The sequence below is a fragment of the Pseudomonas sp. BIOMIG1BAC genome, from assembly GCF_001705995.2.
GTDB lineage: Bacteria > Pseudomonadota > Gammaproteobacteria > Pseudomonadales > Pseudomonadaceae > Aquipseudomonas > Aquipseudomonas sessilinigenes.
This window is the reverse complement of sequence record NZ_CP049045.1, coordinates 7,253,544-7,278,258: the sequence shown is the minus strand read 5'-3', so window position 1 is coordinate 7,278,258 and position 24,715 is coordinate 7,253,544. Positions and strand designations below refer to the sequence as shown.

At 64.8% G+C, this 24,715-nt stretch carries 24 protein-coding genes; 12 read left to right on the top strand and 12 right to left on the bottom strand.

Annotated features, from left to right (window positions below):
* The first annotated feature begins 22 nt into the window (after nt 1–22).
* Genes amiC through ATY02_RS33880 form a run of 3 tightly spaced genes read left to right on the top strand, consistent with a single transcriptional unit; the run spans nt 23 to nt 2,306 of the window.
* A complete protein-coding gene (gene amiC, locus ATY02_RS33890) occupies nt 23–1,180 on the top strand; it encodes an aliphatic amidase expression-regulating protein AmiC (RefSeq protein ID WP_068575706.1) in 1,158 nt (385 codons plus the stop codon).
* Nucleotides 1,177–1,767 carry an ANTAR domain-containing response regulator gene (locus ATY02_RS33885; protein WP_068575704.1) on the top strand — a complete coding sequence of 197 codons (591 nt, stop codon included), beginning with the start codon at nt 1,177–1,179 and terminating at the stop codon, nt 1,765–1,767. Before amiC ends, ATY02_RS33885 begins: the two co-directional genes overlap by 4 nt.
* Before the next feature lie 32 nt (nt 1,768–1,799).
* Nucleotides 1,800–2,306, top strand: coding sequence for an AmiS/UreI family transporter (locus ATY02_RS33880; RefSeq protein WP_068575702.1), 507 nt, complete (start codon nt 1,800–1,802; stop codon nt 2,304–2,306).
* A gap of 31 nt (nt 2,307–2,337) precedes the next feature.
* Here the strand turns inward: ATY02_RS33880 and ATY02_RS33875 are convergent, their stop codons facing one another.
* Nucleotides 2,338–3,225 carry an acyltransferase gene (locus ATY02_RS33875; RefSeq protein WP_068575700.1) on the bottom strand — a complete coding sequence of 296 codons (888 nt, stop codon included), beginning with the start codon at nt 3,223–3,225 and terminating at the stop codon, nt 2,338–2,340.
* 232 nt (nt 3,226–3,457) lie between these two features.
* On the opposite strand from ATY02_RS33875, the gene ATY02_RS33870 reads away from it, so the two are divergent.
* Complete coding sequence (locus tag ATY02_RS33870; protein ID WP_068575698.1) at nt 3,458–4,333, top strand: alpha/beta hydrolase; 876 nt, start codon at nt 3,458–3,460, stop codon at nt 4,331–4,333.
* A gap of 208 nt (nt 4,334–4,541) precedes the next feature.
* Nucleotides 4,542–5,546 (top strand): AraC family transcriptional regulator, encoded by a 1,005-nt coding sequence (locus tag ATY02_RS33865; RefSeq protein ID WP_068575696.1) that lies wholly within the window; start codon nt 4,542–4,544, stop codon nt 5,544–5,546.
* A 27-nt stretch (nt 5,547–5,573) separates the two neighbouring features.
* Here ATY02_RS33865 and ATY02_RS33860 read toward each other — a convergent pair whose 3' ends face one another.
* Nucleotides 5,574–6,713, bottom strand: a complete 1,140-nt coding sequence (locus tag ATY02_RS33860) for an FAD-dependent oxidoreductase (protein ID WP_068575694.1) — start codon at nt 6,711–6,713, stop codon at nt 5,574–5,576.
* Nucleotides 6,714–6,727: 14 nt separating this feature from the next.
* Complete coding sequence (locus tag ATY02_RS33855; protein WP_068575692.1) at nt 6,728–7,522, bottom strand: alpha/beta fold hydrolase; 795 nt, start codon at nt 7,520–7,522, stop codon at nt 6,728–6,730.
* Between the two features lie 231 nt (nt 7,523–7,753).
* On the opposite strand from ATY02_RS33855, the gene ATY02_RS33850 reads away from it, so the two are divergent.
* The 5 genes from ATY02_RS33850 (at nt 7,754) to ATY02_RS33830 (ending at nt 12,129) form a co-directional block, all read left to right on the top strand.
* Nucleotides 7,754–8,254 (top strand): ATP-dependent zinc protease, encoded by a 501-nt coding sequence (locus ATY02_RS33850; RefSeq protein ID WP_068575691.1) that lies wholly within the window; start codon nt 7,754–7,756, stop codon nt 8,252–8,254.
* Nucleotides 8,255–8,346: 92 nt separating this feature from the next.
* Entirely contained in the window at nt 8,347–9,030 is a 684-nt protein-coding gene (creB, locus tag ATY02_RS33845) for a two-component system response regulator CreB (RefSeq protein ID WP_068575713.1), read from the top strand.
* A complete protein-coding gene (gene creC, locus ATY02_RS33840; protein WP_068575689.1) occupies nt 9,030–10,448 on the top strand; it encodes a two-component system sensor histidine kinase CreC in 1,419 nt (472 codons plus the stop codon). Before creB ends, creC begins: the two co-directional genes overlap by 1 nt.
* Nucleotides 10,449–10,583: 135 nt before the next feature.
* Nucleotides 10,584–11,960 (top strand): cell envelope integrity protein CreD, encoded by a 1,377-nt coding sequence (gene creD, locus ATY02_RS33835; RefSeq protein ID WP_068575687.1) that lies wholly within the window; start codon nt 10,584–10,586, stop codon nt 11,958–11,960.
* Complete coding sequence (locus tag ATY02_RS33830; RefSeq protein ID WP_164487256.1) at nt 11,953–12,129, top strand: hypothetical protein; 177 nt, start codon at nt 11,953–11,955, stop codon at nt 12,127–12,129. The genes creD and ATY02_RS33830 overlap by 8 nt, the downstream gene beginning before the upstream one ends.
* On the opposite strand, the gene ATY02_RS33825 is transcribed toward ATY02_RS33830, so the two are convergent.
* Nucleotides 12,126–12,752 carry a glutathione S-transferase gene (locus ATY02_RS33825; protein WP_068575685.1) on the bottom strand — a complete coding sequence of 209 codons (627 nt, stop codon included), beginning with the start codon at nt 12,750–12,752 and terminating at the stop codon, nt 12,126–12,128. The two genes, ATY02_RS33830 and ATY02_RS33825, sit on opposite strands and share 4 nt — an antisense overlap.
* Before the next feature lie 105 nt (nt 12,753–12,857).
* Here ATY02_RS33825 and ATY02_RS33820 point away from each other — a divergent pair, with 105 nt between their 5' ends.
* Nucleotides 12,858–13,280, top strand: coding sequence for a hypothetical protein (locus ATY02_RS33820; RefSeq protein WP_068575683.1), 423 nt, complete (start codon nt 12,858–12,860; stop codon nt 13,278–13,280).
* Here ATY02_RS33820 and ATY02_RS33815 read toward each other — a convergent pair.
* The 7 genes from ATY02_RS33815 to ATY02_RS33785 form a co-directional block, all read right to left on the bottom strand.
* Complete coding sequence (locus ATY02_RS33815; RefSeq protein ID WP_022641477.1) at nt 13,258–13,446, bottom strand: hypothetical protein; 189 nt, start codon at nt 13,444–13,446, stop codon at nt 13,258–13,260. The two genes, ATY02_RS33820 and ATY02_RS33815, sit on opposite strands and share 23 nt — an antisense overlap.
* Nucleotides 13,443–14,564, bottom strand: coding sequence for a PepSY-associated TM helix domain-containing protein (locus ATY02_RS33810; RefSeq protein ID WP_068575679.1), 1,122 nt, complete (start codon nt 14,562–14,564; stop codon nt 13,443–13,445). Before ATY02_RS33810 ends, ATY02_RS33815 begins: the two co-directional genes overlap by 4 nt.
* Nucleotides 14,565–14,626: 62 nt before the next feature.
* The gene (locus ATY02_RS33805) at nt 14,627–17,056 is read right to left on the bottom strand and encodes a TonB-dependent siderophore receptor (protein ID WP_068575676.1); all 2,430 of its coding nucleotides are present in this window, start codon (nt 17,054–17,056) and stop codon (nt 14,627–14,629) included.
* Nucleotides 17,057–17,210: 154 nt separating this feature from the next.
* Nucleotides 17,211–18,188 (bottom strand): FecR domain-containing protein, encoded by a 978-nt coding sequence (locus tag ATY02_RS33800; RefSeq protein ID WP_068575674.1) that lies wholly within the window; start codon nt 18,186–18,188, stop codon nt 17,211–17,213.
* Nucleotides 18,185–18,703, bottom strand: a complete 519-nt coding sequence (locus ATY02_RS33795) for an RNA polymerase sigma factor (protein WP_068575672.1) — start codon at nt 18,701–18,703, stop codon at nt 18,185–18,187. The genes ATY02_RS33800 and ATY02_RS33795 overlap by 4 nt, the downstream gene beginning before the upstream one ends.
* Nucleotides 18,704–18,852: 149 nt before the next feature.
* Nucleotides 18,853–19,560 carry a PolC-type DNA polymerase III gene (locus ATY02_RS33790; RefSeq protein ID WP_068575670.1) on the bottom strand — a complete coding sequence of 236 codons (708 nt, stop codon included), beginning with the start codon at nt 19,558–19,560 and terminating at the stop codon, nt 18,853–18,855.
* Nucleotides 19,557–21,491 carry a putative nucleotidyltransferase substrate binding domain-containing protein gene (locus ATY02_RS33785; protein ID WP_322708448.1) on the bottom strand — a complete coding sequence of 645 codons (1,935 nt, stop codon included), beginning with the start codon at nt 21,489–21,491 and terminating at the stop codon, nt 19,557–19,559. The genes ATY02_RS33790 and ATY02_RS33785 overlap by 4 nt, the downstream gene beginning before the upstream one ends.
* 310 nt (nt 21,492–21,801) lie before the next feature.
* Between ATY02_RS33785 and ATY02_RS33780 the strand changes: the two genes are divergently transcribed.
* Entirely contained in the window at nt 21,802–22,248 is a 447-nt protein-coding gene (locus ATY02_RS33780; protein WP_068575666.1) for a response regulator, read from the top strand.
* A gap of 76 nt (nt 22,249–22,324) precedes the next feature.
* On the opposite strand, the gene ATY02_RS33775 is transcribed toward ATY02_RS33780, so the two are convergent.
* Nucleotides 22,325–24,502: a malate synthase G gene (locus tag ATY02_RS33775; RefSeq protein WP_068575664.1), complete on the bottom strand. Its 2,178-nt coding sequence runs from the start codon at nt 24,500–24,502 to the stop codon at nt 22,325–22,327.
* Nucleotides 24,503–24,715 lie beyond the last annotated feature (213 nt).

Genomic DNA, 24,715 nt, shown 5'->3' with positions numbered 1-24,715 from the left:
GTTGAATTAGGAGATGTCATTCATGGTTTCACATCCGGACCAGCCCCAGATCGGGCTGCTGTTTTCCGAGACCGGCGTCACCGCCGACATCGAGCGTTCGCAGCGCTACGGCGCCTTGCTGGCTATCGAGCAACTGAACCGCCAGGGCGGCGTGGCCGGCCAGCCGATCCAGGCACTGGCGCGGGACCCCGGCGGCGATCCGGATCGCTATCGTCTGTACGCCGATGAGTTCATCCGCAACCACGGGATACGTCTGCTGGTGGGCTGCTACATGTCCCACACGCGCAAGGCGGTGATGCCGGTGGTGGAGCGCACCGACGCGCTGCTCTGCTACCCGACGCCCTACGAGGGCTTCGAGTATTCGCCGAACATCATCTACGGCGGCCCGGCCCCGAACCAGAACAGCGCGCCGCTGGCGGCCTACCTGATCCGCCACTATGGGGAACGGGTGGTGTTCATCGGCTCGGACTACATCTACCCCCGGGAGAGCAACCATGTGATGCGCCACCTGTACCGCCAGCATGGCGGCACAGTGCTGGAGGAGATCTACATCCCGCTGTATCCCTCGGACGAGGACCTGGCGCGAGCCGTGGACCTGATCGTCAAGGCCCAGGCCGACGTGGTGTTCTCCACCGTGGTGGGCACCGGCACCGCCGAGCTGTACCGGGCCATTGCCCGGCGCTATGGCGACGCCCCCCGGCCCCGGATCGCCAGCTTGACCACCAGCGAGGCGGAGATCGCCAAGATGGGCAGCGAGGTGGCCGAGGGGCATGTGGTGGTCGCGCCGTATTTCTCCAGCATCGATACCCCGGCCAGCCGCGAGTTCGTCCGCGCCTGCAATGCCTTCTTTCCCGAGGACGTCAGCATCACCGCGTGGACCGAGGCGGCCTACTGCCAGACCCTGATGCTCGGCCGGGCCATGCAGGCGGCCCAGGGCTGGCGGGTGGAGCAGGTGCAGCCCGAGCTTTACCGCCAGCGCCTGGACGCCCCCCAGGGGCCGATCTGGGTGGAACAGCAGAACAACCACAGCCACTTGACCTCGCGCATCGCCGAAATCGATTCGCGCGGGACGTTCCAGGTGCGCTGGCAATCCCCCGAGCCCATCCGGCCGGACCCCTACGTGGTGGTGCACAACCTGGACGACTGGTCCGCCAGCATGGGCGAGGGCTCGCACCGATGAGCGCCAACTCGATCCTCGGTTCCCTGCGCGAGCTGCAGGTGATGGTGCTGAACCCGCCCGGGGCCTTGAGCGATGCCCTGGTGTTGCAGCTGATCCGCATCGGTTGTTCGGTGCGCCAGATCTGGCCGCCACCCAAGCACTTCGACGTGCCGGTGGATGTGATCTTCACCGGTATCTTCCAGAACCATCACCACGAGCAGATCAGTGCGCTGGTCGGCAGCGGCTCGCCGCGCACCACCGTGGTGGCCCTGGTGGAGTACGAGAGCCCGGCGGTGCTGTCGCAGATCATCGAGCTGGAGTGCCACGGGGTGATCCTCCAGCTATTGGACGCGCACAAGATCCTGCCGGCGCTGGTCGCCGCGCGCCGGGTCAGCGAAGAGCTGTTCAAGCTCAAGCAGAAGCACGCGCAGTTGCAGGAACGCCTGGCCAGCCAGGTGGATATCAACCGGGCCAAGGTGCTGTTGATGCAACTGCACGGCTGGGAGGAAGGCCAGGCCCATGGATTCCTCTGCCAGGAGGCGATGAAGACCCGGGAGCCGATTCTCAAGGTCGCCCAGGACCTGCTGCGCCAGCACCCGGACAAATGAACCAAGAACAACAATAACGCGAGGGTATCGTCATGCTGCTTGGATTGATTCTGCTGTACGTGGGCGCCGTGCTGTTCGTCAACGGCATCTGGCTGATGGAGCGCATCAGTGGCAGGGAGGTCGCGGTGATCAATGCCTTGGTCGGCAGCCTGAGCCTGCTGGTGGCCCTGTACATGATCTTTCTCGCCGGCGAGGTGCGGGGCGGGGCGCTGACCCTGCTGTTCGCGTTCACCTACCTGTGGGTGGCGGCCAACCAGTGGCTGGGCAACGACGGTCGGGGGCTAGGCTGGTTCTGCCTGTTCGTCAGCCTCACCGCGGCCACGGTGGCGATCCAGGCGCTGGGCGATCTGGGCGGGGCTTTCGGGGTGTGGAACGCGCTCAACTGGCTGGCCTGGACCCTGCTGTGGTTCACCTTCTTCCTGCTGCTGGGGCTGTCGCGCAAGATCCAGCGCCAGGTGGCGTTGTTGACCCTGGTGTGCGCGATCGGTACCGGCTGGATTCCCGGGCTGTTGATCCTCGGGCAGGTGCTCAAGCCCTAGGGGCGGCGCCCCCAGGGTAGCGGGATGGGGCTCAGTCGGCCCCGGCCAGCAACGCGTCGATACGCTGGTCCTTGTCGGTCCACAGCTGGTTGACCCAGTCCTGGACCTGCTGGCGGAACGCCGGGTCGTTCTCGTAGTCGCCGTGCCACAGGGCCGGGTCCAGCTCACGGGTGCGGATATCGATGATCACCTTGGGCACGTTGCCGCTGATCAAGTCCCAGAAGCCGGGAATGCGTTCCTGGGGGTAGACCACGGTGACGTCCAGCATGGCGTCCAGCTGTTCGCCCATGGCGGCCAGGACGAAGGCCACGCCGCCGGCCTTGGGCTTGAGCAGGTGGCGCAAGGGCGAGGCTTGCTGCTCGCGCTTGGCCGGGGTGAAGCGGGTGCCTTCCAGGTAGTTGACCACGGTCACCGGCTGGCGCTTGAACAGCTCGCAGGCGGCCTTGGTGATCTCCAGGTCCTTGCCTTGCAGTTCCGGGTGCCTGGCCAGGAAGGCCTTGCTGTAGCGCTTCATGAAGGGGTAGTCCAGCGCCCACCAGGCCAGGCCCAGGAACGGCACCCAGATCAGTTCCTTCTTGAGGAAGAACTTGAAGAACGGCGTGCGCCGGTTGAGGGTCTGGATCAGGGCCGGGATGTCGACCCAGGATTGGTGGTTGCTGACCACCAGGTACGAGGTGTCTTCACGCAGGCCTTCGCCACCGCGAATGTCCCAGCGGGTGGGGATGCAGGAGGCGAAGATCAGCTTGTCGATCTCGGCCCAGGTCTCGGCGATCCACATCACCGCGCCGGAGGCATAGTCCCGCAGGCGGCCCGGCAGGACCAGCTTGAGCAGGGCGAACACCATCAGGGGCCCGAACAGCACCAGGGTGTTGAGCAGAAGCAGCAGGGTGACGAGACAGCCGGTGAGCAGTCGGCGCATAAGGCACTCTTTACAATTTTTGGGGCGCGTAATGATAAGCAGCTTCGGCGAGCAGGCCAAATTCTAGTGTGCTGGCGAATGTTTCACCTGCGCTGTGACAAGCTTTTTACAGTAACGCTCGGAACGGGCCGATCGTGCCCGAGGAAGCGGATAGCCTTTGCCGACTTTACGGATTTTCCCTGTTTCGCCACAGGCGCCTAATCGGCCGATACCCTCAATCGGAGCCTGTCCCATGAACCGCCCCCTGGACCCAGCCGCCCTGGCGGCCTATTTCGATAGCCAATACAACGCCCGGGCCAGCGTCGCCGATTATGCCCAGTACCCGCGCCTGTACCGAGCGCTATCGGACGCCGCCCATGCCCGTACACCTTGTCATCGCGATGTGGCCTACGGCAGTGGAGCCAACGAGCGACTGGATATCTTTCCGGCAGCGCAGAGCGGGGCACCGGTGCTGCTGTTCATCCATGGCGGTTACTGGCGCGCGCTGTCGAAGGCCGACTCGGCGTTCATGGCTCCGGCACTCACCGCTGCCGGGGCCTGTGTGGTGGTGCTGGACTACGACCTGGCGCCCGCCGTGACCCTGGACCAGATCGTCGACCAGGCCCGCCGTGCATTGGCCTGGCTCTACCGGCACGCCAGCGAATTCGGTGGCGATCCTCAGCGGCTCTATGCCAGTGGCAGTTCGGCGGGTGGCCATCTGGTGGGCATGCTGATGGCCGGAGGCTGGCAGGCTGGCCTGGGCGTACCGGACGATGTGCTGCGTGGTGCGCTGCCGATCAGCGGGCTGTTCGACCTGGAGCCGCTGCGCAGTACCCATATCAATGAGTGGATGCAGTTGAGCGTCGAGGATGCCCGGCGCAACAGCCCGCTGCTCCATTTGCCAAGCAGTGGTGCAGGGGAGCTGGTGATCAGCCACGGGGGCCTGGAAAGCGCGGAGTTCGCCTGGCAGTCCGCAAGCTTTCTCAAGGCCTGGAGGGATAGCGGATTTACCGGACGGATGGTACCGGCGCCCCACAAGAACCACTTCGATGTGGTGCTCGAACTGGGCCAGCCCGGTACACCGCTTTACCAGGCGCTGTGCCGGCTCATGGGGCTGGACGTGCGGTAACACCCGTTGCCGGCGGTAACGCCGGGCGACGGGAACCAAAGGCGGCAGGCGGGCTGCCCGCCCGCGAGTTATCCGGAAAAACCGCCAATGTTATCCACCGGCTGCCCTGGCCGACGGGTGCCGGTCAAGCTGGCATGGAGCGTGCCTCAGCGACCTGGAGTACGCCACAAGAGCGTGCGTCCGATCTTGCATTCCAAGGTGCCGTGCGATGAACACCATCAATTCCATTCGAGACATTTGCACTGAGGGCCGCGACCTTGTCTACGCCCAGCATTGGATGACCGCCATTTGTGGGCCCCATGAGTTGAGCTCTCGTGGCCCTGGCCAGGTGCGCTTCAGCCATCGCGGTACGGTACTGCGCTCGACGGCCATGACCTTGGGCCTGATGCACCACGGTGCCGAGGTCAGTGTCAGCATCGAAGATGGCGTGGGCCTGGACTGCTACAGCCTGAGCCTGCCCTTGAGCGGCGAGCAGCAGGTCAATGTCGGCGGATGCACCCTGGGCTCGGATCGCAACCGTGGGGTGATTCTTTCGCCCTATGGGGCCCAGCAACTGGATATCGCCGCCAATTGCCTGCAGTTGCACATAGCGATCCCGCGCCAGGCCATGGAGCAGGGCCTGGAGCATCTGCTGCAGCGACCGATGCAGGAGCCGCTGCGCTTCGAGCCTTCGATCGATGCCGTGCAGGGCGCCTCCGGCAGCTGGTGGCGCATGGTCGAGCATCTGGTACAGGACCTGCGCACCAGCATCGCCCTGTATGACCAGCCCGGGTTCACCCGGGACCTGGAGCATGCATTGATCAAGGGCCTGCTCCTGGCCCAGCCGAACAACTACAGCGTCAGGTTACGCCAGGATCAGGAGCGCCACCTGCCGCATTACCTGGTGCGGGCCCGGGAGTTCATCCATGCCCATGCCCGGGAGGCGTTGGACCTGGACGCGATCGAAGCGGCCGCTGGGGTGTCGCGCTCCAAGTTGTTCGAGTGTTTTGGCCGGTACCTGGGGGTACCGCCGATGATCTACCTCAAGCGCTATCGCTTGAATGGCGTGCGCGAGCAACTATTGGAGGACGGTTGCCCGGGCAATATCTCGGCGATTGCCATGTCTTGGGGATTTTTCCACCTGGGGCGGTTTTCTGGCGAGTACCGCAAGCTGTTCGGCGAGACGCCCAGCGCGACCTTGCAACGCCTGGTGGCGCGGCGGGGCGGCCACTAACGCCGCGCCGCGCTGGCAGATGGGCTTCTAGCTCGGGGTGCCCGTTGGCTGGCTGCACGCGGCCCGCAGGAACTGCCGGCGTACCCACTCATCCCCCATGCCATGTTGCAGCACCCGTTGCCGGGCTTCGTCCGGTAGGGTCGAGACCTCGCCGTACAGGCACGACCAGCGCTGGCAGTGCTCGGCCAGCTCCCGCTCGCCGGCTTCCCAGGCCGCCAGGCGCGCCGGGATATCGCGGCGATCCTGCAAGCCTTCCAGGTAATGGGCCAGGGCCAGCCCGGTTTGCATCGACATGCCGCCGCCCTGGCCCAGGTGCGGTGGCTGGGCATGGGCGGCATCGCCGATCAGCGCCGTGTGCCCCGCCGACCAGGCTCGGACCTTGACGATGCTGTATTGCGCCCAGGGCAGCACTTCGTCCACCCGTTCGATCAGGTGCGCCCAGGTCGGAAAGGCCTCGCACCAGGTCGCATGATCCAGCGGCGAGGCCTTGCCCCGGATGTCGTCCTTCTGGCAGGTCAACGCCAGGTAGATGCGTTTTCCGTCCAGCGGGGTGATCAGCAGGCGGCGGTTGCCGCTCCAGCACTCCAGGTACTTGCCCTGGCCGTCCGGGCCGAGCTCCTGCTGGGTACCGGGAATGATGGCGCGCAGGGCGCCTTCGTCGGTCTGCTGGTGGAACTGTTCCAGCCCCAGCGTTCGTCGTACCACCGACCACACGCCATCGGCACCGATGGCCAGGTCCGCTTGCTCGTGTCGGGCACCGGCGAACAACAATTCGCCAGCAGCGCTGGCGCCGAGCACTTCGCAGCCGGTGCGGATATTTACCCCGGCGGCCAGTGCCGCGTCCCTCAGGCCCGCCAGCAAGGCGCTACGGGCCACTGTCACCAGGCGTATCCCGGACGGTAGCTGGCCTGCCTCGAGTATTCGTCCGGCACCGTCGCGCTGCTCCATGGCCCGGCCATGGAAGGCATCGGCGGCAATCGCCTTAACGCCCAGGGCCTCGAGGATACGCAGGCCGTTTTCCCAGATGTAGATGCCCGAACCCTGGGCCCGCAGTTCGGCCTGGCGTTCGTAAATGGTCACCGACCAACCTCGCTGCGCCAGGGCTGTGGCGGCGGCGAGGCCACCGAAACCTCCGCCGGCGATGATCGCGTTGAAACCCTTGTTCATGGGATCGCTCCTATTCAAGCGCAGAAGAATTCATCGATGGCCCGGGCCACGGCCTGGGGGTTCTCCAGAGTCGGGAAGTGGGTATTGCCGGGGATGTGGCAGGGGTCGAACCAGCTGTGTTCGGCGGCGAAGTCCTGCTGCATGCGCCGGTAGCCCGGGTCCAGCGGTTGCGAATAGATATGCCGCACCAGGGGCTTGTCAGCGATGCTCGACATGCGCTCCAGCGGGCTGCCCCAGCGCCGGTAGCAGATCTCGATCTCGCGGCAGGCGCGGCGCCACATGGTGCCGTCGAACCAGGGCATTTCGTGGCGCAGGTGCTGGAGCACATCGGCGTTGTCGGTGCTGGCGGCCCACTCGTCGAAGAAGCTCTGGCGACCGGTGGCATAGTCGGTGGGGTGCTGGCCTTGGGCGAGCTGCTGCCAGAAGCCCTCATGGGGATGCATCAGCCAGTCGACCACCACGGTCTTGGGGAGGCGTTTGCTACCCAGGCGTTCGCAGACCTCCAGGTTGACCCAGCAGCCGTGGGACGTGGAGACCAGGCGCACTGAGTCCAGGCCCTTGAAGTCAATGAAGGCCAGCAAGTCGTCGGCCAGGTCCAGGGCGCTGAAGTCGCCGCCGTCTGTCTGCTTCGGGTCGTGGCCGCGCCAGTCCAGGCACATCACATGAAAGCGCTCGGCCAGCAGTGGCGCCAGGCTCTTGAACAGCCGGCGATCCTGGCACCAGCCGCTGAGCAGCAACAGGCTCGGGGCTTCGGAGTCGCCGGTTTCGGTATAGGTCATCAGGACATCGTTCAGGTGCACGGTCTGCATGGTGTCGTTCCTTTGCGATTGAGTAAGCGAGGCAGCGGGACGCGCTGGCCGGCGCCAGTCAATGGTGCGCCGGGGGTGGGGGACGGGCTATCCGGTGGGTGGGGAGTCGTTGTCCGCAGAGTCCCAGGCTGGGGCTACAGACGTTTGCCGCGATAGCGCGATATCGTGCGAACCAATTACTTGGCGGCGGTCTAAAATCCCGCTGTCCCTTTCCTCGAGGAATCCTGCGTCGTGAAATCCGTCCTTGCTCTGCTGTCTCTGGTGGCGTTGCCGGTCCTGGCCGCCGAACCGACCCTGTACGGTCGCTACGAAAACATCCGTTTGCCGGAGATCGGCGAAACCTTGCAGGCCAAGATGGATACCGGGGCCCTGACTGCGTCGCTGTCGGCCAGGGACATCCAGACCTTCACCCGCGATGGCCAGACATGGGTGCGCTTCCGCCTGGCCACCAAGGATGCCGGCGACAAGGTCTACGAACACAAGGTGGCGCGGATCAGCAAGATCAAGAGCCGCTCCGACGAAGACGACGAGCGTGAGGAGCCCCAGGCGGCCAAGCGCCCGGTGGTGGAGTTGGAAATGTGCCTGGGCAACGTCAAGCGCACGGTGGAGGTCAACCTCACCGACCGCAGCAGCTTCAACTATCCGCTGCTGATCGGCGCCAAGGCCCTGCGTGAATTCGGCGCGGCAGTGAACCCGGCACGGCGCTACACCGCCGACAAGCCTGACTGCTGATGGGGCTGCCGCGCGCGGCGGTGCAAGCTCCGATTGACTGTCCATAAGGCATCCGGCACCGTTCGCCCATTGAATTTGCGTGCTTGGATGCCATGCCCCATATCCTGATTGTCGAAGACGAAGCGGCGATTGCCGACACCCTGGTTTTTGCCCTGCAGGGCGAAGGCTTCAGCACCACCTGGCTGAGCCTTGGGCAGGCCGCCCTGGAGTACCAGCAGGCGACCCCGGCGGACCTGATCATCCTCGACATCGGCCTACCGGATATCAGCGGCTTCGAAACCTGCAAGCAACTGCGGCGCTTCAGCGAAGTGCCGGTGATGTTCCTCAGCGCCCGGGATGGCGAGATCGACCGGGTGGTGGGCCTGGAGATCGGCGCCGACGACTACGTGGTCAAGCCCTTCAGCCCGCGGGAAGTGGCGGCCCGGGTCAAGGCCATCCTCAAGCGCATCGCGCCGCGCCCGGCACTGGAGCCGGAAGCGGCGGCCTTGTTCACCATCGATCCCGAGCGGGTGCAGATCAGCTATCGCGGCCAGGCCCTGAGCCTGACCCGGCATGAGTTCCGCCTGTTGCAATGCCTGCTGGAGCAACCCGAGCGGGTGTTCAGCCGCGAGCAACTGCTCGATGCCCTGGGGGTGATGGCGGACGTGGGTTACGAGCGCAACATCGACAGCCATGTGAAGAGCCTGCGGGCCAAGCTGCGCCTGGTGGCGCCCCAGGCCGAACCGATCCAGACCCATCGCGGCCTGGGCTACAGCTACAGCCCGAGTCACGCCTGATGACCCTGGGCCTGCGGATCTTCCTGGTCTACCTGCTGTTCATCAGCTTCACCGGTTATTTCGTGCTGAGCACGGTGATGAAGGAGATCCGTCCCGGGGTGCGCCAATCCACCGAGGAAACCCTGGTGGACACCGCCAACCTGCTGGCGGAGATCCTGCGCGACGACTTCAAGGCCGGCACCCTCAGCGAGAATCGCTGGCCGCAACTGCTGCGGGCCTACGGCGAGCGCCAGCCTGCGGCGACCATCTGGGGCCTGCCGAAGAACCAGGTCAACCACCGGATCTACGTGACCGACGCCCGGGGCATCGTGGTCCTGGACTCCAGCGGCCTGGCGGTGGGCCAGGACTATTCGCGCTGGAACGACGTCTACCTGACCTTGCGCGGGCAATACGGCGCACGTTCGTCACGGGCGGTGGCCGATGACCCGAATTCTTCGGTGATGCACGTGGGCGCGCCGATTCGCGACAACGGCCAGATCATCGGCGTGGTGACGGTGGCCAAGCCCAACAGTTCGTTGCAGCCCTATGTCGACCGTACCGAGCGGCGCTTGCTGTGGTACGGCGCCGGGCTGATCGCCATGGGCCTGTTGTTCGGCGCTTTGCTGTCGTGGTGGTTGAGTGCCGCGCTGCGTCGCATGACCGGTTATGCGCTGGCGGTAAGCGAAGGGCGGCGGGCCGAGTTGCCGCATTATCGCGGCGGCGAGATGGAGCAACTGGCCACGGCGGTGGAGCGCATGCGCACCCAGCTGGAGGGCAAGGCCTACGTCGAGCGCTACGTGCACACCCTGACCCATGAACTGAAAAGCCCGCTGGCGGCGATCCGTGGCGCGGCGGAACTGCTCCAGGAAGACATGCCCCAGGCCCAGCGCCAGCGTTTCGTCGGCAATATCGACAGCGAAAGCGCACGCATGCAGCAATTGATCGAGCGCCTGCTGAACCTGGCCCAGGTGGAGCAACGCCAGGGCCTGGAGGAGCGGGTCAAGGTGCCGCTGGCGCCCCTGGTCCAGGACTTGCTCGACAGCCAGCACGGGCGTATCGAAGGCAAGCAGTTGCAGGTGGAGCAACAGGTGCCGGCGGACCTGGCCTGGTCCGGCGAACCCTTCCTGCTGCGCCAGGCCCTGGGCAACCTGCTGGCCAACGCCCTGGACTTCAGCCCGGCCCAGGGTGTGTTGCGCTTCGCGGCCCGGCACACGGAGGAGGGTGTGGAGCTGGCGCTGTTCAACCAGGGCGAGCCGATTCCGGACTACGCCCTGCCACGGTTGTGCGAGCGCTTTTACTCCCTGCCGCGCCCGGACAGCGGGCGCAAGAGCACGGGCCTGGGGCTGAACTTCGTCGACGAGGTGGTGCAGCTGCATGGCGGCCAGCTGCGGATCGACAACGTGCCCGGTGGTGTCCAGGTGACGTTGCGCCTGCCTTGACCTGCGGATGTGGCGAGGGAGCAAGCCCTCTTGCCACAAAGGCCTTGGGGATTCTCCACAGAGTCTCCACACGGGCTCCATAAAACCCCCATGGCGGGGGCCCAGACTCTCCTGCATTCACACACGGAGAGCCCCATGAACCGCAATCTGACTTTCAAGCTCGGGGCCATCGGCCTCTTGATCATGCTGTTGCTGATACCGCTGCTGATGATCAGCGGGCTGATCAGCGAACGCCAGCAATTGCGCGATGGCGTGCTCGAGGATATCGCCCGCAGTTCCAGCACCCAGCAACAGCTTCGCGGCCCGGTGCTGGTGGTGGACTACCGCAAGACCGTGCGCACCTGGAAGACCGACGAAAAGACCAAGAAGCGCTATCAGGAGGTGGGCGAAGAGCAGGGGCGCCTGTTCTTCCTGCCGGAGCAGTTCGAGCTGGACGGCAAGGTCCAGACCGAGCTGCGCGCCCGGGGTATCTACGAGGCGCGGCTGTTCCACGCCGACAACCACATCAGCGGCCAGTTCGTGGTGCCCGAGCAATACGGGATCAAGGAGGATTTTGCCGACTACCAGTTCGACCAGCCATTCCTGGCCGTGGGCATCAGTGATATCCGTGGGATCGAGAATGCCCTGCAACTGCAACTCAACGGCCAGGTCCTGGATTTTGCCCCGGGCACTTTCGTCAATTGGCTGGATGAAGGGGTGCATGTGATGCTGCCGCCCCTGGACCTGAGAAAGGCCAGTCGCCTGGACTTCGCCTTCGACCTGCGCCTGCAGGGTACCGGCCAGTTGGCGGTGCTGCCGGTGGGCAAGACCAGCAAGGTCCTGCTGACGGCCAACTGGCCGCACCCGAGTTTCATCGGCAACTACCTGCCGGTACGTCGGGAAGTCACCGAGAAAGGCTTCTCGGCCATCTGGCAGACCTCGTTCTTCTCCACCAACCTGGAACAGGCCATGGAGCGTTGCGCATCCGGCACGCAGTGCCAGGGTTTCAACAGCCGCAGCTTCGGCGTGAGTTTCATCGATCCGGTGGACCAGTACCTCAAGAGCGACCGGGCGATCAAATACGCCTTGCTGTTCATCGGCCTGACCTTCGCCGGCTTCTTCCTCTTCGAAGTGCTCAAGAGCCTGGCGGTGCACCCGATACAGTACGGCCTGGTGGGCGTGGCGCTGGCGTTCTTCTACCTGTTGCTGCTGTCGTTGTCCGAGCACCTGGGCTTCGAGCTGGCCTATGGCGTGTCGGCTGCGGCCTGTGTGGGGTTGATCGGTTTCTATGTCAGCCATGTGCTGCGCAGTTGGCGTAACGGCGCGATGTTCGCAGGCGCCCTGGCTGCCTTGTACGGCCTGCTCTACGGCTTGCTGAGCGCCGAGGACTACGCGCTGCTGATGGGCTCGTTGCTGCTGTTCGGCCTGCTGGGGGTGTTCATGGTGCTGACCCGCAAGCTGGACTGGTATGGCGTTGGCCAGCGCAAGGAGGCGCAACCGCTGCACTTCGACCTGGGGGTGATCCGTGAGTAGGTCGCTGGGTTTGCGTGAGGACCAGCGCCTGGGGCAGACCCTGGCGCTGCGGATTGCCGGACTGTTCGTACCGGATGCCTGCTGGCTGGAACGCCAGCAGGCAGGCTTAGGCAAACCGGCGGTGCGTATGGCAAGGCACCGCTACCGTTCGGACCGGTTGACCGATTAACGCGGCTGGCTGTCGAGCATCGAGGCGCGCTCGCTGATCTCGGCGTACCAGGCGGCGAGCCGGGGCTGGGCCTGGCGCCACTCCAGGTCGGGGTGGCGGAAATCCAGGTAGCCCAGGGCACAGGCGACGCTGATGGCGGCGATGTCGAAGTGGCTGGCCAGCTCGGCAATGGCGTGGGCCTCGAGCTCTGCCAGGCCCCGACGGATCTTGTCGCGCTGGCCCTCGATCCATGGCTCCCACTGCTGTTCGGGCGCACGCAGGATCAGTTCGTAGCGCACCAGCAGCGAAGCATCCATGATGCCGTCGGCCAGGGCCGCGAGGGTCAGGCGCCGCCAGCGGGCCGAGCCCTCGCGGGGGATCAGCGGGTTGCCGACGTGCTGCTGGTCGAGGTAGTCGAGGATCACCCGGCTGTCGTACAGCACTTGGCCGTCGGCCAGGCGCAGGGCGGGGATCTTGCCCAGGGGGTTGTCCTGGTTCAGCGTGGCATCGGGCTTGACCGGGGTCAGCTGGCAGTCGTGCAGGGCGACTCGATCCAGCTGCCCGGTTTCATGCAGCAGCACCATGACTTTGCGTACATAGGGTGATGCCGGGTTGTGGAACAGCGTCATGCTTGGGGTGGACATGAATATTCCTCGTGGATAGGGGAGCACAGGCTCTCGCCCGAGGATCTTAGCGCAGCCGGTGGCACAGGCCACAGGTGTGCATGGGCTATGGACAAGGAGTAGTGGATGCGCAGGTCTTATCTTCGGCACGGGCTGATCAGCCTGGCCCTGACCTTGCTGGGGGCCCTGGCGGTGTACCTGGCCCTGCAGTACGAGTTTCGCCGCAAGGGCGAGGGCGAACCGGAGCTGATCATGGCATTCGCCTACATGGCCTGGTACTGGGCCTTGCCGGCGCTGACGCTGCCGGCCCTGGGCTGTGCCCTGCTGGGCCTGCGCGGCCCGGCCCGGGTGACCCGCCCCTGGCGCTGGGGCCTGGCGGCCAGTTATGTACCGTTGCTGGGGCTGGCACTGTTCAGCGTGCTGGTGGCCATCGAGGCGCTGCAGGAAAACCACGGGTTCATCCCGGTGATGCTGGTCGGCCTGGTGCTGTCCATGTACCTGTGGCGCGGTTTCCCAGCTGCCGGGGTCAAGCCGCGCCCTGGCGCTTGAACAGGCCACGCAGGGCGATCAGTGCCGGCAGGCCCAGGCCGATCCAGCTCAGGCTGTCCCACAGGCCGTCGCCCAACAATGCCGCGAACAGCCCGGCGGCGCTGAGCAGACCGATGGCCAGGGGCGCGGCGAAGACCTTCCAGAAGCTCGCTTGACGGCGTTTCATGGGCGCGCCTCCGGTAACGGCCTGGCGGCTCGACGGCGGACGATCCACAGGTACAGGCCGCTGCCCAGGACGATGATGGTCAGCACGTCCATTACGGCCCACAGCACCTTCATCGGCATGCCGCCGTAGTCACCGAAGTGCAGCGGTTGCGACATGCCCATGGCATCCATGTACCAGGGGCGGCCGGCCACGGCAGTGACTTCCAGGGTGCTGGCGTCGATCAGCACCGGGGTCAGCAGGTGCGAGGTCAGGTGGCTGTCGCCCTTGAGGAACACTGCATAGTGATGCTCGCTGGAGAAGCGCGTGCCGGGGAAGGCGATGAAGTCCGGTTGCATGCCTGGGACTGCGTCCCGGGCGATGTCCAGCAGGCGACTGGCCGGCGCCAGCGTTTGCAGCGGCGGCGCATCGCGATAGGGCGCGACCATCGCCGCGAGGCTGTCGTTGCGCCAGGCGGCGATGATCAGGTCGGCACAGGCGCTGATCACCCCCGTCACTCCCACCACCAGGGCCCAGGTCAGGGTCACCACGCCGATCAGGTTGTGCAGGTCGAGCCAGCGCAGGCGGCGGGACTTGTCCTGGCGCACGGTGGCGAATTTCAGGCGGCGCATGAACGGCAGGTAGAGCACGGTGCCGGAGACGATCGCCAGCACGAACAGCACGCCCATGAAGGCCAGCAGCAACTTGCCCGGCAACTCGGCGAGCATGTCCACGTGCAGGCGCAGGATGAACATCATCAGGCCGTCGTTGGCCGAGGGCGTCTCCAGTGCCTCGCCGGTACGGGCGTCGAGCATGAAGGTATAGGAGAGGTTGGGGTCGGTGCCGGCGGTCTTGGCCATGATGGTGGTCACGCCGTTGGGCTCGTCATCTTCCCAGCCGAAGTACTGCAGGACCTCGCCCGGCCGATGGGCCTCGGCGGCCTTGACCAGTTGCTGCAAGTCCAGGCGCGGTGTATCGGCGGGCATTTCCCGCAACTCGGGGGCATTGCCCAGCAGGTGGTCGATCTCGTGGTGGAAGATCAGCGGCAGCCCGGTGAGCGCCAGCATCAGCAGGAACACCGTGCAGATCAGGCTGGTCCAGGTGTGGATGAAGGACCAGCGGCGGATGGTTGTGCTTTTCATTCATTAGCCTTCAGACACGCGAAGGCCGTCCTGGCGGACGGCCCGGTCGTTAACTCAGCGGGTTACCACTGGTAGGTGGCGCTGGCGACCACGCTGCGCTGATCGCCGAAGTAACAGTACGACCCATCGCAAGTGGAGATGTAGTCCTTGTCGAACAGGTTGGTGGCATTGAGTTTCAACGACGCCCCTTTCAGGCTCTTGTCCAGGCGGCCGAGGTCGTAGTGCACAGCGGCATCGAACACGGTGTAGGCGTTGGCCTTGCCAAGCCAGGTATTGCCCTCGTCACCATAGGTGTTGCCGGTATAGCGAGCGCCGGCACCGATGCCGAAGCCATCCAGTACGCCGTCGTGCCAGGTGTAGTCGGCCCACAGCGAGGCTTGCTGGTTCGGCATCCGTTGCAGGCGGTTGCCCTTGTAGATGCCTTTTTGTATCTCGGACTTGGCCAGGCTATAGGCGGCGATGACCTTGAGGTTGTCGGTCACGTCGGAGACTGCTTCGAGCTCCAGGCCCTTGACCTTCACTTCGCCGGTCTGGCTGGTGATCGACTGGCCACCTGCGCCGATGCTGGTTACCTGGACGTTCTTCTGGGTCAGGTCGTAGACCGCCGCGCTCAGTAGGGTGTTCGAGCCTGGCGGCTGATACTTGATGCCCAGCTCCCACTGCTTGCCTTCGGTGGGTTTGTACGACTCGAGCGGGTTGGCGCTGGCGTTGCTCGCTGGCTGGAAGGATTCGGCATAGGACAGGTACGGCACGAAGCCTGAATCGAATACATAGCTGAGCGCTGCGTTGCCGCTGAAGTTCTTGTTGCGATCCGTATTGGTCACGTCCTTCTTGTTGAAGTAGGTGGTGCCCTGGTGCACCCAGTCTTCACGTCCTCCGAGGGTCAGGCGCCAGTTGTCCAGGGCCATCTGGTCCTGCACGTAGAGGCCGGTCTGGACAGTTTTCTGGTTGTAGTCGTAAAAGGCGCCGGAGCGTGCCGGGCGCACGATCGGCTGGCCATAGACCGGGTTGAAGATGTTGGTTTTGCTGACCTCGTCGTAAATCGACAGATAAGAGGTGTCGGAACGCTGGTGGTCCAGCCCGAGCAGGACGGTATGGCTGATATCGCCGGTGGTGAAGTCGGCCTGGAAATTGTTATCCACTGCGAACTGGCCGATGTCTTCGTTGACGTTGGTCGATATGCGATTCATGTTGCCCTCTGCATCGACTGGGGCGTATGCGTAAGGGCCCACTGTCAATTGCTGGAAGGACAGCTCCGACTTGGTGTAGCGCAGGTTCTGGCGGAACTGCCAGACATCGTTGATGCGATGTTCGAAGGCGTAGCCCAGGGCGTAGTAGGTACGGTCGTAGAACTCGTAGTCCGGATCACCCAGGTTCTTGTGGTGGGAGACCTTGCCCAGCGGCGACTTGATCTTGGTACCCACGATCGGCATGAACTGGCTGGTGGCGCCGGTATCGTCGCGAGTGAACTGCGACAGCAGGGTCAGCTTGGTGTCGGTGTCGATGTTCCAGGTCAGGCTGGGAGCGATGTTGTAGCGCTTGTTGTCGATGTGGTCGACCTGGGTCCCTGCATCGCGGATGACACCGCTGAGCCCATACAGGAACCGGCCTTCGTCATCGATCTTGCCGGTGCTGGCGAAGTTGAGCTGGCGATAGTTGTCGCTGCCGTATTGCAACTGGATGGAGTGGCTGGCTTCGGCACTGGGGCGCCGGCTGACCATGTCCAGCAAGCCGCCCGGAGGCGTCTGGCCATAGACCGAGGATGCCGGGCCGCGCAGCAAGGCCAGGCGGTCTAGGTTCCAGGTCTCGGCTTTCGGGTTGGCGTACGCGCCCCGTGGCAGTGGCAGGCCGTCGAGGAACTGGGTGGGTTCGAAGCCGCGCACCAGCATCCAGTCGTAACGGGTGTCACTGCCGTAGCTGGCGGAGACGATGCCGGGCATGTAGCGCACCGCGTCGTCGAGGTTCTGGACGTTGCGATCCTCCATCTGTTGGCGGGTAGCAACGGAAATCGAACGCGGCGCCTCTACTAGCGAGGTATCGGTCTTGGTGCCAGCGGCAGTACGGGTAGCGACGTAGCCTTCCACCGGCCCCCAGGCACTTTCATAGGCCTGCTGGCCACTGATATTGGTTTCCGGCAGGGCCACGACGCCCTCCGGTGCAGCCACCAAGCTGTAGGTGCCGGCGCCGCTGTGCTCCAGTTGCAGGCCAGTACCGCGCAGGGCTTCGCGCAGGGCGCCGGCGGCGTCGAACTGGCCCTGGACCGGGGCCGAGGTCTTGCCGGCGGCCAGGGACGGATTCAGGCTCAGGGCCAGGCCGGCCTGGCTGGCGATCTGGTTCAAGGTGCTGGCCAGGGGCGCCGCCGGCAGGTTGTAGGCGCGCACGCTGGAGGACTGCTCGGCCGCCATCAGCAACGGGCTGGCCAGGGGGGCGCTCAGGGCAATGGCAATGGCCAGCAGGCTGGGGCGCAACAGGGTGTCTAGCGGGCGGGACATACGGCGGCTCCTGGATGGAAATGTTTCGCAATTGCCTATGAGCCGGATGAGATTCGAAAAGTGATAGGGCGAATTGAAAATAATTTAGATTTGCGAAAGAAGGGCAGTCGCCCGCCGGCTCCAAGGCAGGTTGGAGTCGGCGGGAAAGGGGATGTCAGGGCTTGGGATCGGCCTTGGCGACGACGTTGACCCACCAGTCGGTACGTCGCTCGATCTGCACTGGCAGGGTCGGCAGCAGGGCGTCGAGCGCCAGGTCGGTGTTGTGCAGCGGGAAGCTGCCGGTGATGCGCAGGTCGGCCACTTCGGGGGCGACACCCAGGTAGCCGTGGCGATAGCGGCCCAGTTCCTTGATCAGGTCGCCCAGTCGGGCGTTGTCCACCACCAGCATGCCCAGGCTCCAGGCATCGGCACCCATGGCCAGGGCCTGCGGCGCTTGCAGGCCATCGCGCTGCATCAGCACCTGCTGGCCTTCCTTGAAGACTTTTTCGTCCTGGCCTTCCTGGGGCCGCGCCGCCACCGCCGACTGCAGCACGCCCAGGCGCGTGCCCTGGTCCTCGCGCTTGACCAGGAACCGCGTACCCAGGGCCCGTAGCCGGCCGTCGCGGGTCTCGACGATGAACGGGCGACTGTCGCCGTGTCCGGTCTCGATCAGGACTTCGCCTTCCTGCAGGATGAGGCGCCGCTGCTTGTCGTCGAAGCGTACGTCCAGCGCGCTGTGGGTATTGAGGTTGATCAGGGTGCCGTCGGACAGGCGCAGCATGAGTTGCTCGCCGGTGCCGGTGCGCTGGTCGGCCAGCCAGTAGTCCAGCGGCAGGTAGTGCTGCTCGAGGAACAGCCCCAGGCCTCCCACCAGCACCACGCTGGCGATCCCGCGGCCCAGCTTGCGCACGCGCCGGCGCAGGCCTTCGCGCGATTGCACCAGGGCATTGCGGGCCGGGCCCGGAGCCAGGTTGAAGCGCTGGTCGAGCATGCCCAGCTGGCGCCAGGCACGGGCGTGTTCTTCATGGGCGCAGTGCCACTTGGCGAACTCTTCGTGCTCCAGGGCGCTGGCGCCGCCGTCCAGCGACAGTTGCCAGGCAATGGCGGCGTCCAGCACCCGGGCGGACACCGGCTTGGAACTGATGGGGGTCATGTCGGCTCCCCGTAGAGGGCGATGTAGCATTGGCGGATGCCCTGGGCCAGGTACTGGCGGACCCGGGGTACGGAGACCCCCAGGCGGATGGCGATCTCGGCGTGGCCCAGGCCATCGAGGCGGTTGTAGAGAAAGGCCGCGCGGGCCTTGCTCGACAGTTTATCGAGCAGGCGGTCGATAGTCTTGAGGTCTTCGAGGATCATTTGCTGTTCTTCCGGCGAGGGTTGTTCGGCCTCGGGGATCAGCAGCAACTCGTTGAGATAGGCCTGCTCCAGGGCGGCACGGCGGAAATGATCGAACAGCAGGCCCTTGGCGATGGCCGCCAGGAAGGCCCGGGGCTCACGGGGGGCCTTGAGCTCATCGCGCCCCAGCAGGCGCACGAAGGTGTCCTGGCTCAGGTCTTCGGCCCGTTGTGCACAGGCCACGTTGCGCCGTAGCCAGGCCAGCAGCCAGCCACGATGGTCGCGATACAGGGTATCAACCAGCTCATTGCGGGGACTTTGGACTGACGACAACGGGAATCACCAGGGGGAAGTTTCAAATAACGAGAATTATTCGCGATTGTGGCAGAGGCGAAACAGTGGCGCAATTGACGCTGGTCGGCAATCGATCCATGGGGTGGGGCCGGTTGCGGTGAGGTCGCGAGCTCCCTCACCCGCGAAACCTAGAAGGAGGGAGCCTGCCGGCGGCGTCTCCACTGGCCCAGGCGCTGTTGCAGGCTCAAGGGGCTGTGGATTTGTTGCTGTTGCGCGCGGTTGAACAGGATCAGCGCCAGTTCGGCAGTGGCCAGGGCATCGGCCGCGGCATGGTGGCGTTCCACCACCTGTAGCTTGAACCAGTCGACCCAGTCATCCAGGCCGGCCTCGCGGATAGGCGCTTGTGGGCAGAGCAGCGGGGCCATGTCCGCCACATCGAGGAAGTCGTGCTGCAAGCGGTAGCCCAGGCTGTCCTTCAGTGCGCGGCCAAGCATGTGCTGGTCGAACGGGGCGTGGAAGGCCAGCAGCGGGCTGTCGCCAACGAACTCCATGAAGTCCAGCAGGGCCTCCAGCGGATCGCTGCCGGCCGCGATGGCGCTGGGGCCCAGGCCGTGGATCAGCACGCTGGGGCTGAGCTTGTGCCCCTCGCGCTGCAGGGTGCGTTCGAACTGCTGGCTGAAGTCGATGGCCCCGTCCTCGATCACTACGGCCCCGATGGACAGCACCTGGTCGCGATTGAGGTTCAGGCCGCTGGTCTCGACGTCCACCACCACCCAGCGTTGTTCGCGCAGGCTGCGCTCATCCAGCGGGGAGAATGCCGGCAGGCGATCGCGGCGCTGTTGCTGGGTGCTGTCCAGGACGCTGGCGGCAGGGCGGAACCAGTTGAACAGGCTCATAGCTGGTACCGCAGGGCCAGGCTGCTCTGCAGGCGCTGGGCCTGGCGCAGGGACTCGCGCAGGATGCGCCGGTCCAGGTGATTGAGGCTGTCCGGGTCGAGCCGGTTGGAGTAGGGCTGGTTGTCCCGGGTCTGGCGCTGGTGCTGTTGCATGCGGGTTTGCTGGATGAAGTGGTAGGCCTCTTCATAGGCGGCGCCGTCCAGCGGCTCGATGACTTGCTTGGACACCAGTTGGCGCAGGCGCTCCAAGGTGTTGATGGCGCCGATGCCGTTGGCCAGGGCCAGCAGCCGGGCACCGTCGACGAAGGGCGTGAGGCCCTGGACCTTGAGATCGAGGGTGGCTTTCTCGCCGTTCTTTTTGGCCAGTACGAACTCGCGAAAGCGACCCACCGGCGGGCGCTGGCGCAGGGCGTTTTCTGCCAGCATGCGCTGGAACAGGCGATTGTCGGCCACCTGGTCGAGGATGCCGCGGCGCAACTGCTCGGCACCTTGCTCGTCGCCCCAGACCACCCGCAAATCGAAATAGATGCTCGAGCCCAGCAGGTTCTCCGGGGTCGCCTCGCGGATGAAGGCGGCGAAGCGCCGGGCCCATTCGGCTCGGGACAGGCACAGCTCGGGGTTGCCGGCCATGATGTTGCCCTTGCACAGGGTGAAGCCGCACAGGGCCAGGCTCTGGTTGATCTGCTGGGCGATGGGCAGCAGCTTGCCGCGGATCTCGGCGGCGTGGGCCGCGTCCCGGGCCTCGAACAGGATGCCGTTGTCCTGGTCGGTGTGCAGGGTCTGTTCGCGCCGGCCTTCGCTGCCGAAGCACAGCCAGCTGAAGGGCACGCCGGGGTCGCCCTTGTCGGCCAGGGTCAGCTCGATCACCCGGCACACGGTGTGATCGTTGAGCAGGGTGATGATGTGAGTGATCTGGGTCGATGAGGCGCCATGGGCCAGCATGCGTTCCACCAGTTGGCCGATCTCGCCGCGCAGCGCCACCAGGTGTTCCACTCGCGGCGCGTTGCGGATGGTGCGTGCCAGGTGCACCAGGTCGACCCGTTGCAGGGAAAACAGGTCGCGCTCGGACACCACGCCGCACAGGCGTTGCTCCTTGACCAGGCAGACGTGGGCGATATGGCGCTCGGTCATGGCGATGGCGGCGTCGAAGGCGCTGTGGTCCGGGCTGAGGAAGAACGGCGCCTGGGTCATGTGGCGTTCGATAGGCTGGTTGAGGTCCTGGCTGCCGTCGGCCACCACCTGGCGCAGGTCGCGCAGGGTGAAGATCCCCAGGGGCGCCTTGCGTTCGTCCACCACCACGATGCTGCCTACCTGTTGTTCATGCATCTGCGCCACGGCTTCGCGCAGCGGCGTGGCCGGGGAGCACGTCACGGGGTGGCGCATGGCAAGCTCGCCCAGGCGGGTGTTCAGCGAGTATTGGGTACCGAGGGTTTCGACAGCCTTGCGCTTGACCTGCTGGTTGACCTGGTCGAGCAGGCTGCTGACCCCACGCAGGGCGAAGTCGCGAAACTCCGCCGAGAGGGCGAACAGCTTGATGAAGGCATTCTTGTTCAATTGCAGGCAGAAGGTGTCTTCGGCGGCCCGGTGTTCGGTACGGGTGGCGCGTTCGCCCAGCAGCGCGGCCAAGGGGAAGCACTCACCGGTGGTGATCTCGAAGGTGGTTTCGGTGCTGCCCTTGGCGGCGTGGGTGCGCTCACCCACCACACGGCCCTGCTTGACGATGTAGAAGTGCTCCACCGGGCCGTCGGCGGGCTTGATGATGCTGTCGCCGGGGCCGTAGAAGCGCAGTTGGCACTGTTCTACCAGATAGGCCAGGTGCAGGTTTTCCATCTGGTTGAAAGGGGGGAAACGTTGCAGGAACTGCACAGTGCCCTGGATGTTCTGCAACACCGCGGTCTTCCCTGCCTGGATGAAGGCGTCCGCTTTACTCATGACGATTACCGCAAGCTTTTTGGATTTGTTGTGTTCGGATCAGGGCAATGGTCGGCCCAGGGACTGGCAGGTGCCCATTGGACGTAAGTCTAGGAGGCGCCTCGCTATTGCCGTGCTCTTGGGTCGCGTTGCTTCGGGCTTGGCCGGTTCGGCTACCGGGGGCCGGACATTTGGCTTTGAGCCACAGGCCATCGATGCAAAAAAGCTCTGATCAAGGCTCTTGGCAATTTTTCCGACGAAGTGCACATTGGAGGCCTGCCTGGCGATGTCTGACCACTGTGCTAGGTGATTCGATCCTGTAGAGAACTGTATGTCCGACCACGATATCTTGAGCGATGCCGAGCGCGAGGCGCTGAGTGCCGTCATGCTGGAGCCCGATCTGCCGGCGCAGCGGGTGTTGATCGCCGATGACGACAAGGATGCCCGCGAATTGCTTTCGGAGATCCTCGGTCTTGATGGCATTCGTTGCATGACCGCGGCCAGTGGCAAGGCTGCGTTGGAAATGCTCGAGTCGAACAAGTCCATCGGCCTGTTGATCACCGACCTGCGCATGGCACCTTGCAGTGGCCTGGACCTGATTCGCCAGGTGCGTGAATCGGAACGGGCGGCGTTGCCGATCATCATCATTTCCGGCGATGCCGATGTGCGCGACGCCATCGCCGCCATGCACCTGAGCGTGGTGGACTTCCTGCTCAAGCCCATCGACACCGGCAAGCTGTTGGCGTTGGTCAAGCACGAGCTGGGCGTGGTGCTGTAGCGCCAAGGGGGCAGCGAGCCGAAATGAAAAAGCCCCGGTCATGGACCGGGGCTTTTTTGTTGCTGGTGCTGCGCCGTTACAGGCCGTTCTTGGCCTTGAACTCACGGCGCCGACGGTGCAGGACCGGCTCGGTGTAGCCGTTGGGTTGCTTGGTGCCTTCGATCACCAGTTCCAGGGCAGCCTGGAAGGCGATGTTGCTGTCGAAGTTCGGGGCCAGTGGGCGGTACAGTGGGTCGGCGGCGTTCTGCCGGTCAACGACTGGAGCCATGCGCTTGAGGCTTTCGAGCACCTGCTCCTGGGTCACCACGCCATGGCGCAGCCAGTTGGCGATGTGCTGGCTGGAGATCCGCAGGGTGGCGCGGTCTTCCATGAGGCCGACATCGTTGATGTCCGGCACCTTGGAACAGCCCACGCCCTGGTCGATCCAGCGCACCACGTAACCAAGGATGCCCTGGGCGTTGTTGTCCAGTTCGTTCTTGATCTGCTCCGGCGTCCAGCTCGGGTTGACTGCCAGCGGGATGGTCAGGATGTCATCCACCGAAGCACGGGCGCGCTTGGCCAGTTCGGCCTGGCGGGCGAATACGTCGACCTTGTGGTAGTGCAGCACGTGCAGGGCGGCGGCAGTCGGCGACGGCACCCACGCGGTGTTGGCACCGGCCAGCGGGTGGGCGATTTTCTGTTCGAGCATCGCTGCCATCAGGTCGGGCATCGCCCACATGCCTTTACCGATTTGCGCACGACCTTGCAGGCCGGTGCTCAGGCCGATATCGACGTTCCAGTTCTCGTAGGCGCCGATCCATTTCTCGGCCTTCATGTCGGCCTTGCGCACCATGGCGCCGGCTTCCATGGAGGTGTGGATCTCGTCGCCGGTGCGGTCGAGGAAGCCGGTGTTGATGAACACCACGCGCTCGCTGGCCGCCTTGATGCAAGCCTTGAGGTTGACCGTGGTACGGCGCTCCTCGTCCATGATCCCGACTTTCAAGGTGTTGCGCGGCAGGTTCAGCACCTCTTCGATGCGGCCGAACAGCTCGTTGGTGAACGCGGCTTCTTCAGGGCCGTGCATCTTCGGCTTGACGATGTACACCGAGCCGGTACGGCTGTTCTTGCGCGAGGTGTTGCCGTTGAGGTTGTGGATCGCCGCGAGGCTGGTGACCAGGCCGTCGAGGATGCCTTCCGGCACTTCGTTGCCGTGCTGGTCGAGGATCGCGTCGATGGTCATCAGGTGGCCGACGTTACGCACGAACAGCAGCGAACGACCATGCAGCTTCACGGACTTGCCGTCGGCGCCGGTGTACTCGCGGTCGTCGTTCATGGTGCGGGTGAAGGTCTTGCCGCCCTTGGCCACTTCTTCGGCCAGGTCGCCTTTCATCAGGCCCAGCCAGTTGCGGTAGATCACTACCTTGTCGTCGGCATCGACCGCGGCGACCGAGTCTTCGCAGTCCATGATGGTGGTCAGGGCCGCTTCCATCAGCAGATCCTTGACCCCGGCGGCGTCGGTCTGGCCGACGGGGCTTGCGGCGTCGATCTGGATCTCGAAGTGCAGGCCGTTGTGCTTGAGCAGGATCGCGGTCGGTGCCGCGGCATCGCCCTGGTAGCCGATCAGCTGGGCATCGTCGCGCAGGCCGCTGTTGCTGCCGCCCTTGAGGCCTGCCACCAGCTTGCCGCCAACGATCTTGTAGCTCACCGAATCCACGTGGGAGCCAGCGGTCAAGGGGGCGGATTCATCGAGAAAGGCGCGGGCGAAGGCGATGACCTTGTCGCCGCGGACCTTGTTGTAGACTTTGCCCTTTTGCGCACCATCGGCTTCGCTGATGGCGTCGGTGCCATACAGCGCGTCGTACAGCGAGCCCCAGCGGGCGTTGGAGGCGTTGAGGGCGAAGCGGGCGTTCATCACCGGCACTACCAGCTGCGGGCCTGCCATGCGGGCGATCTCTTCATCGACGTTTTGGGTCGTCGCCTGGAAATCCGCTGCTTCTGGCAGCAGGTAACCGATGTCTTGCAAGAAGGCTTTGTAAGCCACGGCGTCATGCGCCTGGCCGGCACGAGACTGGTGCCAGGCATCGATCCGGGCCTGGAAGTCGTCGCGCTTGGCGAGTAGGGCTTTGTTCTTCGGGGCCAGGTCGTGGATGACCTTGTCGGCCCCGGCCCAGAACGCGTCGGCGGTGAGGCCGGTACCGGGAATGGCTTCGTTGTTCACGAAGTCGAACAGGACTCTGGCGACCTGCAGGCCACCGACTTGAACGTGTTCAGTCATTGCTTGCCTCACTCTGCTCAGCTATTTCGCTTTTCAGCTCTTCAAATTAACAATGAAGCCGGCGGCCATTTAAAGCACAACCCTGATCACCAGTACATGCCATCGCTGGCGGCTGGGTGCTTCCAATCAACGGCGGAGCCTTGCTGACGGGGATTGCGGGGGTTGTGATCAAGCCTTGGCAGACATCGTTCCAACATTATGTAGTGCGCGCTG